Source organism: uncultured Psychroserpens sp. (genome assembly GCF_947494225.1).
Lineage (GTDB): Bacteria > Bacteroidota > Bacteroidia > Flavobacteriales > Flavobacteriaceae > Psychroserpens.
Map to the genome: position 1 here is coordinate 626,664 of NZ_CANLUG010000002.1, position 15,636 is coordinate 642,299.

The 15,636-nt window shown below is 33.6% G+C and carries 10 protein-coding genes and 2 tRNA genes; 9 read left to right on the forward strand and 3 right to left on the reverse strand.

The features are described from left to right. Window positions 1–57 precede the first annotated feature (57 nt). Window positions 58–762, reverse strand: coding sequence for a queuosine precursor transporter (locus Q0893_RS06875; protein WP_298900355.1), 705 nt, complete (start codon window positions 760–762; stop codon window positions 58–60). 71 nt (window positions 763–833) lie between these two features. On the opposite strand from Q0893_RS06875, the gene folK reads away from it, so the two are divergent. After that, entirely contained in the window at window positions 834–1,973 is a 1,140-nt protein-coding gene (gene folK, locus Q0893_RS06880; protein ID WP_299273755.1) for a 2-amino-4-hydroxy-6-hydroxymethyldihydropteridine diphosphokinase, read from the forward strand. 32 nt (window positions 1,974–2,005) lie between these two features. On the opposite strand, the gene Q0893_RS06885 is transcribed toward folK, so the two are convergent. After that, window positions 2,006–2,674 (reverse strand): methyltransferase domain-containing protein, encoded by a 669-nt coding sequence (locus Q0893_RS06885; protein WP_299273758.1) that lies wholly within the window; start codon window positions 2,672–2,674, stop codon window positions 2,006–2,008. Between the two features lie 5 nt (window positions 2,675–2,679). Continuing rightward, on the reverse strand, window positions 2,680–3,213 hold the full coding sequence (locus Q0893_RS06890; RefSeq protein ID WP_298900352.1) for an RNA methyltransferase: 534 nt from the start codon (window positions 3,211–3,213) through the stop codon (window positions 2,680–2,682). A gap of 122 nt (window positions 3,214–3,335) precedes the next feature. On the opposite strand from Q0893_RS06890, the gene mutS reads away from it, so the two are divergent. From mutS to Q0893_RS06930, 8 genes are all read left to right on the forward strand, one after another. Next, window positions 3,336–5,948, forward strand: a complete 2,613-nt coding sequence (gene mutS / locus Q0893_RS06895) for a DNA mismatch repair protein MutS (RefSeq protein WP_299273763.1) — start codon at window positions 3,336–3,338, stop codon at window positions 5,946–5,948. Between the two features lie 103 nt (window positions 5,949–6,051). Continuing rightward, window positions 6,052–6,123 (forward strand) — tRNA-Gly (locus Q0893_RS06900). 22 nt (window positions 6,124–6,145) lie between these two features. After that, a tRNA-Leu gene (locus Q0893_RS06905) sits at window positions 6,146–6,229 on the forward strand. A gap of 249 nt (window positions 6,230–6,478) precedes the next feature. After that, window positions 6,479–9,895: a hypothetical protein gene (locus Q0893_RS06910; protein WP_298900327.1), complete on the forward strand. Its 3,417-nt coding sequence runs from the start codon at window positions 6,479–6,481 to the stop codon at window positions 9,893–9,895. 11 nt (window positions 9,896–9,906) lie between these two features. Further along, the gene (locus Q0893_RS06915) at window positions 9,907–13,842 is read left to right on the forward strand and encodes a DUF6443 domain-containing protein (RefSeq protein ID WP_299273766.1); all 3,936 of its coding nucleotides are present in this window, start codon (window positions 9,907–9,909) and stop codon (window positions 13,840–13,842) included. Window positions 13,843–13,880: 38 nt separating this feature from the next. Further along, complete coding sequence (locus Q0893_RS06920; protein WP_298900324.1) at window positions 13,881–14,447, forward strand: hypothetical protein; 567 nt, start codon at window positions 13,881–13,883, stop codon at window positions 14,445–14,447. A 215-nt stretch (window positions 14,448–14,662) separates the two neighbouring features. Then, a complete protein-coding gene (locus Q0893_RS06925; RefSeq protein ID WP_299273771.1) occupies window positions 14,663–15,088 on the forward strand; it encodes a hypothetical protein in 426 nt (141 codons plus the stop codon). 109 nt (window positions 15,089–15,197) lie between these two features. Then, window positions 15,198–15,584, forward strand: coding sequence for a hypothetical protein (locus Q0893_RS06930; protein ID WP_299273774.1), 387 nt, complete (start codon window positions 15,198–15,200; stop codon window positions 15,582–15,584). The last annotated feature ends 52 nt before the right edge of the window (window positions 15,585–15,636 follow it).

A 15,636-nucleotide genomic window follows, 5' to 3' on the forward strand; every position in this document is an offset into this window, starting at 1 on the left:
ATATAGTTTAAGTCTTATTCATTCAAAAGTTTAATAAAACTTTAACCCATTTGATGTTTAAATGAGTTCAATTTCTTCATTTACTTTTAGGTTAAAACGTTTTCTAAAGAGAAAGACACCTAAGTATAAAAACGGAGTGTCAAACAAAGCAACCAGTACCTTAAAAAGAAATCCAGCAACTAATAATCCGCTAAATCGTTCCCAAGCAATAATATCAAAAGAGCACAGTAACAATAAAATGGTCATAGTATCTACAAACTGAGATAACCACGTAGAGAAATTATTACGTAACCATAAGTGCTTGCCTTTAGTGAGACGTTTCCAGAAATGATAAATTTGGATGTCTACGAATTGCGCTAATAAATAGGCCATCATACTTGCAAAGACAGCAATAGAGGTATTACCAAAAACAGTAGAAAACATTTCGTTTCCTACAGGAGACCAAGAGGTGGCGGGTACAGCATTAGACACATAAACGATTAGTAATGAGAATAGCGAAGCAAAAATACCGGCAACTACAACTTGGTTAGCGCGTTTCTTTCCATAGATCTCACTAATTAAGTCGGTTATTAAAAAGGTAATTGGGTAAGGTAAAATACCGACTGAAATTTCGAAAAGTTTCGCACCAAAAATTTCTACATCAACTGGATACCAATAAAAAAACTTTTGAAAAATAAGATTAGAAACCACTAACGACGTAATAAAAAGTGCGGCTAAAAATAAATAAATACGTTGGGCAGCGAGTTTGTCTTTTAAGGTCATAAATTGTGAATAAAAACTTACCGTAAATATACGTCAAAGTGATTTTCTTTTCATTATTTTGACAACTCAATATGAATTCTATTAACCACGTTTACATCGCTCTTGGTAGCAATAAAGGTGACAGATTAAAATATCTGCAGGATGCTGTGGATTTAATTTTCTCTGAAATTGGTACTGTCAATGGTATTGCTAAGGTCTATAATTCGCCAGCTTTTGGGTTTGAAGGCGCCGATTTTTTGAATACCTGTGTTTTCATTTCAACCAGATGTGATGCTGCAACTGTACTTAGTAAATTGCAACATATTGAAACCAAATTAGGTCGTGAAAAAACGAAGTCTGAAACCTATGAATCTAGAACTATAGATTTAGATATCTTGTATTTTAATACCGAAACTTATAATCAAGACCATCTGATTGTTCCGCATCCCGAACTTCAAAATCGACAATTTGTACTGCAACCACTTAGGGATTTAGCATCGAAGTTTGAACATCCTAACTTAAAAAAAACTACCGAAGAATTATTGGAGGAGTGTGAAGATAAAAGCGATTTAGAGACCATTAAAATTTGGTTAAAAAACCCATCTAAACAGTTTAATTTTTCGAACTACAGTTACATTGCGATTGAAGGAAATATTGGCGCAGGAAAAACGAGTTTAGCACATCAGATTTCTAGTGATTTTAATGCTAAACTTATTTTAGAACGTTTTGCAGATAATCCATTTCTTCCCAAGTTTTATGAAGAACCCCAGCGTTATGCTTTTACTTTAGAAATGTCTTTTCTGGCTGACAGGTATCAGCAAATAAGTGATGATTTGTCGCAATTAGATTTGTTTAAAGATTTTATCGTTAGCGATTATGATATCTATAAATCGCTTATTTTTTCTAAGATTACTTTACCAGAAGATGAGTTTAAACTCTACCGTAAGTTATTTTATTTAATGTATAAAGATATCGCTAAGCCAGAGTTGTATGTGTATCTCTATCAAAATACAGAACGTTTACAAGAGAATATTAGGAAGCGAGGTAGGGATTATGAACAAAACATTGACGATGAATATCTGGAGAAAATTAATTCTGGATATTTAGAGTTTTTGAAAAATCAATCAGAACTCAATGTAAAGATTATTGATATTTCAGATAAAGACTTTGTTAATAATCGCAGCGATTATTTATGGTTACTTGGTGAAATTTGCGACGCTGATACTGCCTAAATTTTGAGTTACTATTTAAAGATAAGAAGTGCTTAATTATTTGTTTTAAGCGTATAAAGGATTGTCCTAATCTCACTCTTGTTTTCGTCTGTCGTGATAGTGTTTAAAATACGTTCTTCGCGATTTTTTATATTGAATGGCGGGCACAATAAGTTAACACCACTTTGATGTTTTAGTCTATTCCCTTGTCCTGAGATGATATCTTTATTTGGCGTGAATGTTCTCGATGGAATATGTTCGGTTAAAATGATGTATTTATAATTGTTTAGTTTTTTTACAATGTTTAGAATTTCGGCATTTGATAAATGTTGAAGCACTTGTCTTATAATAACACAGTCTGCTTTTGGAAGTTGGTCTTCTGCAATATTTAAACAATGAAACTCGAGATGATCTTCTTTAAATTGATCTTTATTTCTTTCAATTAGGCTATTTACAATATCAACCCCAATATATGTTTTGGTATAACTGGTTAGGTGTTTTCCTATATTGAAATCGCCACAACCTAAATCGCAAACTGTTAACTTGTTGTTGTGAGATTTTAGAAAAGAAATTACAGCTTCTAAATATGGTTCTGTGATTTTTGGATTATGAGAACCTTCTCCCGAATAAAAATCAAACGTCTTTCCGCCCCATAAATGAGCTTCATAAATTTGATTCATGACATCTTTTGTTGGCCAAGGCGTTTTGTTTTTTTTAGCCAATTGTTTTAGGGTTTTAAGAGCTTACTAAACATATCCCAAACAACCACACCACAGCTTACTGATATGTTCAATGAATGTTTTGTTCCAAATTGTGGGATTTCAATCACAATATCACTGGCGTCAACAACGTCTTGAGACACACCTTTCACTTCATTGCCAAAAATGAGTGCATATTTCTGGTTCATTTCAGGTTGGAAAGTGTTGAGCATGGTTGCCTTTTCAGCTTGTTCAATGGAAATCGTTTTGACGTTTTCAGATTTAAGCATGTTAATAACGTCTAAAGTGTTTTCGGCATAGACCCAATCTACGGTTTCAGTGCTACCCAATGCTGTTTTTCTGATGTCATTATGAGGTGGCGTTGCCGTAATACCACAGAGGTAAATTTTTTCAACCAAAAAAGCATCACTAGTTCTAAATACTGAGCCAATATTGTTTAAGCTTCTAATATTATCAAGGACGATTATTAATGGTGTTTTTTTTGCGTGCTTAAATTCATCGATGTTTAATCGGTCTAGTTCGCTGTTTTTTAGTTTTCGCATGTTAAAATCTTATGCTTTTTGTAAATAACTTATAGGTTTTACGCTTTATAAAACTTCAAATTATAAGTACTTTAGCAGTCTTACAGTTTTGACAAAAATACTATTTAAAAAAGATAAATCCGTTGGCAAAAAAAGCAAAAAAAGAAACACCGTTAATGAAGCAGTATAATACCATCAAGGCTAAATATCCTGATGCGTTATTATTATTTAGAGTTGGTGATTTTTATGAAACCTTTGGTGAGGATGCGGTTCGGGCCTCTAAAATTTTAGATATTATTTTAACCAAACGAGGCGCAGGTAGCCCAACAGAAACAGAGTTGGCTGGGTTTCCGCACCATTCTTTAAATACCTATTTACCAAAACTGGTTAAAGCTGGAGAGCGTGTGGCTATTTGTGATCAACTTGAAGATCCTAAACAAACTAAAACCATTGTAAAACGTGGTGTTACTGAGCTTGTTACACCAGGAGTCGCACTCAATGATGATATTTTACATTCTAAAACTAATAATTTTTTAGCCGCTGTTTGCTTTGGAATAAAAACAATAGGCGTATCATTTCTTGATGTTTCAACGGGAGAGTTTCTAACATCTCAAGGTAATGAGGAGTATGTTGATAAACTGCTTCAAAATTTTAGACCGAGTGAAGTGCTAGTCTCTAAGCCTAATCGAAAGAAGTATAATGATGCTTTTGGAACCGACTTTCATGCATTTTATTTGGAAGATTGGGTGTTTCAAGACGATTATGCCAATGAGGCGCTACTCAAACATTTCAAGACCAAATCGTTAAAGGGATTTGGTATGGATGATTTGTATGAAGGTATTGTGGCTTCAGGAGCTGTTTTGCATTATTTGAATGAAACCCAACATCATAAATTAGAGCATATTACATCGATTCAACGTTTGTCTAAAGGAGAACATGTGTGGATGGATCGTTTTACTATTAAAAACTTAGAGTTATACCATTCTACGAATCAGAACGCCGTGACATTAGTAGATGTTATAGATAAAACGATTTCTCCAATGGGCGGGAGATTGCTTAAGCGTTGGTTGGCTTTACCGCTAGTAAATAGCGAGAAAATTAAACAACGACATGATGTCGTTGAATATCTTAAAGAAGATGCCGAGCTACGTCAAAAGTTTCAGCATCAACTCAAACAAATTGGAGATATTGAACGTCTTATTTCGAAAGTGGCAACAGCAAAAATCACACCTCGAGAAGTTGTTCAGCTTAAAAATGCCTTAGAAGCTATTGTTCCAATAAAAGCTTTGGCAGTTCAAACAAAAAATAAAGCCTTACAGCACTTAGGAGAGCAAATGGATGCTTGCGAGACTTTGCGTGAACGTATTAAAGCGACGCTAAATGAAGACGCACCAGTAAATATTTTAAAAGGTCAGACGATTTCATCTGAATTCTCTACAGAATTGAAAGAATTGAGAGATCTTTCGGCTTCAGGAAAAGATTATTTAGATAAAATGCTGGAGCGTGAGAGCGAACGTACAGGAATCACCTCGCTTAAAATAGCATCAAATAATGTATTCGGTTATTATATTGAAGTACGTCATACGCACAAAGATAAAGTTCCTGAAGAATGGATAAGAAAACAAACGCTTGTGAGCGCAGAGCGCTATATAACCGAAGAGCTTAAAGAGTACGAAACCAAAATATTAGGTGCTGAGGAGCGTATTTTATTAATAGAGCAGCAGCTTTTCTCTGAGTTGGTACATTGGATAGGTCAGTTTATTAAACCCGTTCAAAACAATGCGGCTTTAATAGCGCAATTGGATTGTCTTACAGGTTTTGCGCAATTGGCAACCGATAATAATTACACAAGACCAGTGCTTGGTGATGGTTATGAATTAGATATTAAAAATGGTAGACATCCTGTTATAGAAAAGCAGTTACCTCATGGCGAATCTTACATCGCTAATGATGTGTATTTGGATCGAGAGCGGCAACAGATTATCATGATAACAGGACCAAATATGTCGGGTAAATCAGCAATTTTGCGTCAAACAGCACTCATTGTTTTATTGGCTCAAATGGGTAGTTTTGTTCCTGCGGAAATGGCAACTATTGGATTAACCGATAAGATTTTTACTAGAGTAGGAGCCAGTGATAATATTTCGATGGGAGAATCGACATTTATGGTTGAAATGAATGAAACGGCATCTATTTTAAATAATATATCAGACCGAAGTTTGGTATTGCTAGACGAAATCGGACGTGGAACAAGTACTTATGACGGAATTTCTATTGCTTGGGCTATAAGTGAATATTTACATGAGCATCCAAGCAAAGCAAAAACGTTATTTGCTACGCATTATCATGAGCTGAATGAAATGTCTGAAACATTTGAGCGTATTAAAAACTTTAATGTTTCTGTAAAGGAATTAAAGGATAATGTGTTATTTCTAAGAAAACTGGTAGAAGGAGGTAGTGAGCATAGTTTTGGAATTCATGTAGCAAAAATGGCTGGTATGCCTCAGCAAGTTATTCATCGTGCCAATAAGATATTAAAGCAACTGGAGAAATCACATTCTAGTGAAGAATTAACAGATAAGGTGAAAACTTTAGATAATGAGATGCAATTGAGTTTCTTTAATTTAGATGACCCATTATTAGAGCAGATAAAAGAAGAGATTGTCAATACAGATATTGATACACTAACACCTGTTGAGGCGCTTATGAAACTCAATGAAATTAAACGTATGTTGCTGAAAAAGAAGCGTGCATAAAAAAAGTGTATTTTTTTTATTAAAAGGCTTTGCATTTCTAAGAAAAGTCTTAAATTTGCGCTCGCAATTACAACAAAACGTTCATTTAAATAATTGCTATAATGCGAAAGTAGCTCAGGGGTAGAGCATCACCTTGCCAAGGTGAGGGTCGCGGGTTCAAATCCCGTCTTTCGCTCTACATCTTAAAAATATACCAAGCTGAAGTGGTGGAATTGGTAGACACGTTGGACTTAAAATCCAATGTCCATTAGGACGTACGGGTTCAAGTCCCGTCTTCAGTACAGATGAAAAGCCGAAACGAAAGTTTCGGCTTTTTTGTTTTCAAAAGTGTTGGAAGTTTGCTTCTCAAATGATATAAATCATTGAAATTTAAAGCAAAAACCTTTAACATTTAAAGCAAAACCCCCAATCGAAGTCCTTTTTTAGTCACTAGATTTAATGACCATAAAATAGTTAACAAATTCAGTTACAGTCTTTTCTCAAATCAGGCTATTGATTTTGTTTTTAAGTAACCATTAAATCTAATTTCGATGAAAAATTTTGTAGCTCCCGCTTTAACCGTTCTAACGGTTATGATGTCCATGATGATGTTTGGACAAGAACTCCCAGAAGTCATTCCACCTTCTCCCACTGTAGCTAATTTGATGCAGTTTGAAGAAGTACCTGTAAGTTATTACACAGGGCAACCCAATATTTCAATTCCAATCTATTCTAAAGTATTGGCTGGTGATTTAGGGATGAATATGTCTTTAAATTACAATACCCAAGGGGTTCAAATAAATAATAGATCGGGTTGGACAGGAACCAGTTGGTCCCTTATGGCTGGAGGTTCGGTTTCTAGAACCGTAAGAGGAATTCCAGATGAGAGTACACCCAATGATAAGAAAGGCGCGCTTCATCTCCCCGAATTTTGGAATTATGATAATCTTTCCATTGAAGATAAAAAGCGATTTAATTGGAATTCTGTTGGTAGTAGTACCAATAAGAATGATACTGATGTAGATTTGTATCAGTTCAGTTTTTTAAACTATTCTGGAAGATTTGTTATTGTTATGGAAGGCGGAATTCCAACTCCTAAACTAATTTCAAAGAATGAGAATTTCGATATTACCTTTAGTTATAATACAAACTATGTCATAAGCGGATTTACAATAACAGATACTAAAGGGTATCAATATATTTTTAATCAGGTTGAAACATCCACAACAAGTCCCTTTGTAGGTTCAACACCTCAAGGCGGTGTTATTAGTGTACCTGCTTCAGGAGCGAGTTCAGATTATACGGTTAATACGGCATGGCACTTAACATCTATAAAGAGTAGTAATAATATGGTCTTGGCTACATTAACTTATAGTACCGAGTTAGAGAATTATGTGGCTTCGGTATCTCGAACGTATAATGATATTATAGCGATTCAGGGTAATATTAACAATATGCTTCAAAACCCCTATAATGTTGGAGTTTTAAAACCAGAGAATATAATCTCCTATATAAATGTTACTACACCTACACAAAAACTAGCGTCTATAGAGTTTAGAGATTTAACCAAAGTTTATTTTGATGTTAAACCCAATGATTCACATCCAGAAACAGGCGGAGCCAAATTAGAGAATATTAGAATAGAAGCACCAGATGGCTCTGAATATAAGCGCTATACTTTAGAATATGATACAACAACCGATTTTTTAACAACACCAATATCTCATAGGCTTTGGTTATTGAAAGTTACCGAGAAAGCTGGAACCATAAGTCATGATTATAATTTAAGTTATTACAATAGAGCGAGTTTGCCTGGTTTTGATTCTTACAAAAGTGGTCCTTGGGGCTACTATAGTGGAATAGGCTCTACGACCTTGGCCTGTGGAGGGCCTCAAACTTTTGATGATGATCAAATTAAAACAGGATTGCTAACTGCTATAGAATATCCAACAGGAGGCGTTAAAAGGTTTGATTTTGAACACAATACCTATGCTTTCTATGGTGATCAGTCAATGGGTTATGATGATTATATGAAAAACCCAAGAAATTCGTCGAGTGATAATGACCTTCCATTAGCCTTTAGTTATAACCATCCTAGTCAATCAAGTACACTACCAATTACGGTTAATACCGTTACTTTAGGTTTTGAACAAGATATTTATATTTCTTCGCATCTGGTAAATGGAACTACGGCTACTGCAAGTCAATTGTCAAATTATAGATTAGAACTGGTTAAAAATGGAACGAGTTATAGCGGGCTTATCGAATTAGGAGATGTTTGTCGTATTGTAAAGAATGTGCCTGCTGGTGTTTACCAATTAAAGTTTAGATATGGAGGATCTGGCGGTGTTATATTAAATGAGATTTTTGATATCTATGGGACAACAAGTATAGACTATGTAGTTGCAGATCTTAATCCAGATCAGGAAATGATAGGAGGAGGTGTTAGAATAAAGGAAATTACTTTTAATGATAACCCTACGACACTTAGTTCGGAAAAGAGAATCACTTATAGTTATAATCAGCCAGGAACAGGAGGCTTAGGCGCTGTTTTACCTTCATCTGGCGTGATTGATGCAAAGGAAGATATCTTGGAACGTAGCTATGTTCACAATACTAAAAAATATTTATTTGGTACAGAATATAATAGTCCAACATCATTTACAGACAAAACAGTAACCTATCAAGTTATTGAAAAGGGCGTCAATGTAGAATTGTCTCAAGGGTCATATGTTGGCTATCGTAATGTTAAAGTATCTGAAACGAATAATGGTTATACACGATATAGTTTTACATCAGCTTACGATTTTCCATCAGGAGCCTCAACTTTTTATCTACCACATGCAGCTCCAAAAGAGAACCTAGATTATAAGAGAGGGCTACTCTTGGAGCAGGAAGTATATGACAAGGATCATAGAATATTGAAACGCATTCGAAATCACGATGACCAAGGAAATCACTATTATGATTTTGACCAAACTCCAGTATTTACTTCAAGGTATATATTTAAAGGTGATTTCTGTGAATACATGCAATTCTATGACACTTATGAGTCGTTTAGAGATACGCAACCCAAGCCAGAATTAGTACCAAATTGTTCTAACGGAAAATGCCTCTTGTATTTTCAAAACTGTGGAGGTGGAATAAGTCAATTACCTACTGTTTTTGAATCGGGATGGGTTAAGTTATTACAGACAGATACTACCAATTATTTTTACGATTCTAATGGCAATCAATCTTCAGTTAAAACGATTAAGCATTTAAATTATAACGACGAAAACCTTCAATTAAGTGAGCAGCGTGTTGTAGGGATAATTAACGGAGTTTCTGAAGAATTAAAGACTAAATATTACTATCCAGTTGGGGATACGGCTCCAGACTATAATGATCAGGCTATGCTAACACGTCTCGAGGACCTTAATAAGATTAACGAGGTTGTTGCCGTAGAAAGTTTTAAAGACAATTTAAAACTGTCCCAAACCAATACCTATTATAAAGAATTTGAGAGTGATTTAGTGCTTCCAGAAATAATTAAAGTGTCAAAAGGCACAGGAGCCTTTACCTCACGTATAGAGTTCAATACCTATGATTCGTTTGGGAATCCTTTAGAGGTAAATAAAACGGAAGGTGTACCTATAAGCTACATTTGGGGATACCACAACACATTTCCGGTAGCAAAACTTGTAGGTGTATCCGTTTCAGAGATAGAAACCCTTTTAGGTAATAATTTTGATGCAGGAGCAGATGCTTTAACCACTCAGCAGATTACAGATTTACGATCCAATTTTCCAAGTGCTCAAATTTCAGTTTATGAATACGATCCAATGATAGGTATAACAAAAATGACCGATGCTAGAGAATATTTGATGACCTATTATTATGATGATTATGGTCGATTAGATCATGTCAAAGATAAAGATGGAAATATCCTTACTAAGAACGAATACAATTACAAGAACCAATACTAATACAAAACACAATGAAAACATCACTAATTACATTAGCATTTACTTTAGTGTCATCTTTAGTATTGGCACAGACAGCATCAGAGAATTATGTAAAATCTACCTCTTATAGAGTAGAGACGACAGATGGTATATTTAAAAAAGCAAGTATAATTCCTTTAACAGATGATGATAAGATAGAAACGATATCTTATTTTGACGGATTAGGTAGGGTAAAACAAACCATTGCAAAGCAGGCAGGCGGTAATAAGGAGCATATAGTTACGCCAGTTGTTTATGACCATATTGGAAGGCAAGAAAAGAATTATTTACCCACCATAACAATGTTAACGGGATCTAATGCTCTTAATTTTCTGGATCAGACTAACCTTATTTTAAATCAAGAGAACTATTATAAGTCAAAATATACAGAGGAGAACTGGGCAACGTTATCAGATGTAAATGCGTATTCTCAAAAGCGATTTGAGCAGTCGCCATTAAACAGAGTAATGGAGCAAGGAGCTCCAGGAGCTGATTGGCGTGTAGATACAGGAGCTGATACCGATCATACGATAAAATTTAATTATCAAACCAATTCGAGCCGTGTAGAGTTTTTTAAGGTTAATTTTCCAACGTTAGATACAGAACAGCCACAGTTATATTATGCTGGTGAGTATCAAGCTCATGAACTTTATAAAATGGTAACAAAGGATGAAAATTGGCAGCCTAACCAAACCTATCCTAAAGCCCATACAACAGAAGAGTTTACTAATACTAAAGGGCAAGTTATTTTAAAACGCACCTATGATTCTAAGGCAATAGCTCATAATACTCATTATGTATATGACGACTTTGGAAACCTAACTTATGTGTTAACACCTAAAGGGATAGACCTTTTATTAAAATCTACGTCTTATAAGTCGTTTACCGATTTGGCTAAATATGATGTTTTTATTCCAACAGATAAATTTGGAAAACCAATAACTGGTGGCGATGGAACAGTAGAGGTTACCGTTAATGCCATGAGTAATACAATAAAAGTAGCTTTCGATATTAGATTTAACACCGCTATCGACCTAAAAAATGGAGCGATTTTTAAACTCTCGGAAACCATTCCTAACATGATTATAGGTACCATAGCTAATGGGAGTTATACGGTTTCTATTCAAGATGGATTTTTATTTGTAGCTGGTAGCGGAAATGTAACTAGTGTAGAAGAGTCTATCGATGCGATTCTTCCTAGTAATATTATAAGTCTAACGATACTTGATGACTTATGTTATCAATACCATTATGATGACAAAAACAGGTTAATAGAGAAGAAAATTCCGCAGAAAGGATGGGAATATATAATATATGATAAACTAGACAGACCCATTTTAACTCAAGATGCCTATTTACGTAATCAGAACCCAAAGTTGTGGCTATTTACGAGGTATGACAAATTTGATCGTGTAGCTTATACCGGAACTTATAGCAGTACGGCAACCCGAAAGAGTTTACAAAATACAAGTAATAATCAGCAAGCCTATGATCAATCGGTGAATTCAATAGGGAGTCCAATAACTGTTGATGGTACTGCTATTTATTACTCAAATGATGTGTTCCCAGTATCACCAAGTTTAGTGTTGCATACTGTAAACTATTACGACGGTTATAATTCTAGCTTAACAAACGCCTTTTCAAATCCTAGTTCGGTATTTTCACAAACTATAACCAATAATACAATTGGGCTTGCAACAGGTAGTTTGGTGAGAGTATTAGGTACCAGTGATTGGATAACATCGGTTAGTTATTATGACGACAAGGGGCAGCCTGTATTTGCAGGTAGTGAAAATGCTTATTTAAATACGACAGATAGTTCTAAGTCTGAAATTGATTTTAGTGGCGTCCCAACAAAAATTGAAGTTTATCATAAAAAGGGCTCCAATGCAGCTATTATAGCGACAGATAGATATACTTATGATCATGCCAACAGAATGAAAACTCAGAAGCACCAAATTACTGGAGAAGCAGAGCAACTCATTGTTAAAAATACGTACGACGAGCTAGGGCAATTAGAAGAAAAGGCAGTTGGAAACACAGAAGCGTCTCCGTTGCAGCATGTAGATTATACATATAATATAAGAGGTTGGCTCACACATATCAATGATCCTGTTGCCATAGGAAACGATCTATTTGCCTTTAAAATTAATTACAATACAACTGAGCTTAATCAAGGAAATGCCCAGCTCTTTAATGGAAATATTAGCGAAACCCTATGGAAAACAGCTAACGATGCGGCAGGCACAAGTAGAGGCTATGCTTATGAGTATGATGCATTAAATAGAATAGAATCTGCCGGGATGGCCATAAATACAGGTTCAGGATACGCTCAGGCTAATGGGTATCACCTTTCTGGGCTTAAATATGATAAGAATGGCAATATTATGAGCTTAAAACGAACTGGGCAAACAGCTGTCTTTGACGATCTTATTTATACCTATAGTGGAAACCAACTTACTAAAGTTAAAGATTTGGTATCCAATCAACAAAATGAAGGTTTTATAGATGGAAATTCCACAGGGAATGACTATATTTATGATGATAATGGTAACATGATTGAAGATAAAAACAAAGATATAAGCCTTATAGTCTATAATCATTTGAATCTACCTACTAACATATATGTCGCTGGAACTCAAAGCGGCGTTATACATTATGTGTACGATGCCACTGGCGTGAAATTATCTAAGCAAGTAGTTGATGCTTCTAACGGAACTACCACTACTGTTTATGCAGGTAATTATATTTATGAGCAGGTTGGCTCAAACGAGGAGTTAAAGTTCTTTTCTCATCCTGAAGGTTATATAGAACCTTATGGTTCTGGAGAAGGGAGTGGGTATAATTATATATTTCAATACAAAGACCACTTAGGTAATATTAGACTGTCTTACACAGATAGTAACAGTAACGGTAGTGTTAATGCTTCTGAGGTTTTAGAAGAAAACAACTATTATCCTTTTGGACTTAAACATAAAGGGTATAATAATGTGGTCACTTCTACCAATCCAGCGCTTAAGAAAACTTATAATGGAAAGGAACTTCAAGATGAGCTTGGATTAGATTGGTATGATTATGGTGCTAGAAATTATGATGCTAGTTTGGGAAGGTTTATGAATATTGATAGGTTTTCTGAAAAATATGAGCATATGACTCCTTATCAATACACTTTTAACAACCCTATTCGATTTATTGATGTAAATGGTGATTATGTGTTTGTTGGTATTATGGATGATAATGGGGATCAAGTTAATTCTGTATTATACGAAAACGGAAAAGCCTATAATTATACGAAAGATAAAAATGGTAATATCACAAAAGGAGATTTGTTTGATGGGGATGTTGATTTTGTTGATAAGGCAGTAAATACTTTAAGTAAATTAGAAGGTAGTGGTAAAACAGGAAGTGACTTAGTAAGATATTTTTCAGGAAGTAAATACAATGTAACTATACAAAAAGGCAAAAAAAATCAAGAAACAAATGAGATAGTTTCATTAAATCTTAATGACAAAACGCTAACACCAACTGCTGAGGGAGTGATAGGTTCAGATTTTTATATTTCATTGGGTCATGAATTGGCACATAGACGAGATAAAAACACAAGGGGATATCAAGCAACTAATAGTTTATGGTATATGGATGGTAGTGATAAAATTACTGATTCTGAAATTTATGCTACTCATATTGAAAATATGATTAGAGCAGAAAGTGGTATTCCTTTAAGAACTCATTATGGAGTTGGTGCTGATATTATTAATGGTGAGTTAACTCTTTACGGAGATGAGAAATCTAGAATTATAGATTTAAAAGGAAATAGTCGTTATTATGGTTCCGATGGAAATAGGGTTTCTCCAAACCCAGGTATATCAAAAGATGTTTATGGTGGAGAAATATATAAGAATAGATTAAATTATAATAAAAAGGAATGATTTTTAGAATAAACGTTATATTTAGTAAAAATTCAGTTATGAATTCGATTAAGAAAATATTTTTTATATCAATTACTTTAATATCCTTTATCTCTTGCAAAGGTCAGGAATCTGAAATTGAAAGGAGACTTGAAGTGACATTCAAAGATTACATTATAAAGAGTTGGGAGAAAAACAACTCAAAGACAGAGGCAGAACATTATTTTAATAACGAAATGGAATTCATATTAAAATCAAGAAAGGAATTTTTTTCTAATATTGAACTGATTAAAAATACCGAAATTAATCTGGTTGAATTTTTTGATAAGCAAATGCCAACAATTTATTCGGCAATTTTAAAACTAGGTTCTAAACTTTATTATTTTGAAAAGAACACTTCTTTTGAAACTCAATTTAAAGAAGTCACATTTGATACTTTTAAAAAAGAACATAAAACAATGGCATGTATTCTTTTAGAGATGGACAAACCTACTCCTAATCAATTGACTAGGGATCCAGCCGAATCTAGCTATCATTATTCAGTTTTTATAACGAAAGTAAATAAGAATAATAACATGATTGTATATATTCCAAATGATATTTGCATTCTAGTTGATAAAAAGTAAGACTCCCTCTCTGGTGCAAACGTCTCGCTTGTGCTAATAGATAAATAATAATAAGAGCCGTAATGTAAGTTGCGGCTTTTTGGTTTTGAGCGTATTTAAAATAGAGTATATTTACTATAACGTTTTAGTGTGTTGTGGCACTAGCGAGAGGGAGCACTTGACGGAATAAAATCTAGTTTAGGAGGAGATACAGTAATAATTAATGGAAATTAATAATGGGAGAAGTGAAAATATTTAACTTTAAGGGTCTAAATTTAGTTAATTACTATATTATTATTGGGGTTTCGCTGTTAATTACTTTCGCTTTTACATTTTTGTTTTTTTCAATATTTACAGTTTCAAATAAAAAAAACAGTATCATAATTGGCATACTTATTTTATCTTTTTTACTCTTTAACTTGTTAAAAAAAAAAGCCATTACTCCATTTGTGATTTTATTTAACAAAGAAGAATTAGTGATAAATGATAAAACAATAATCAAAATAAAAGATATAAAAAAAATTAAAGTAAAAATGAAGTGGACAAGCTATGGCGAGATTAGTATATCTTTAAATAATGGCAATGTCATTAAAATAAGATCATTTGATAAATATGGTGAATTTGATGAACTTGTTAATAGACTTAAGTTAATTCAATTATAAGCTGTTAAATTTTTATTCTTTACAAGGTCAATGATCCAAAACAAAAGATAAAGTTGAATATGTAAATGATAGCCAGAGTCTTGAAAAGGAAATAAACACTTTCAGTGGTTTGATTAAAGAAGAATTAAATGAATTTTATAAATCGAATTATAAATATGATTTTTTCGTTTACAAATTTATAAGTAATGAAGATATATGGGTATTTACTAGGCTTTATTTCGACGACTCTAAAAAGGAATGGTTTTTAGTTCAACAAGGAGATAAATCTGTATTGAAGAAATCTATAATCAAAGAATTCGAAACGAATTTTAAGGAAATAGCTAAAGGAGGTTTTTTAATTAAAAATAATAGCAATTCAGGATTTTATAAAAATTATTTAATAAAAAGGGATGGAGTTTTAACTACAGAAATAGCAGTTATTAACCAAAGTTGCTCTTTATTAAATACCGAATTACACTCAGTAGCTGTAATTGAAAATAGATTAGTAAACAATTAAAAGAAAAAAGAGTCTTACTTGTGTTAAAAGTTAATACTATGATAAAACAAAA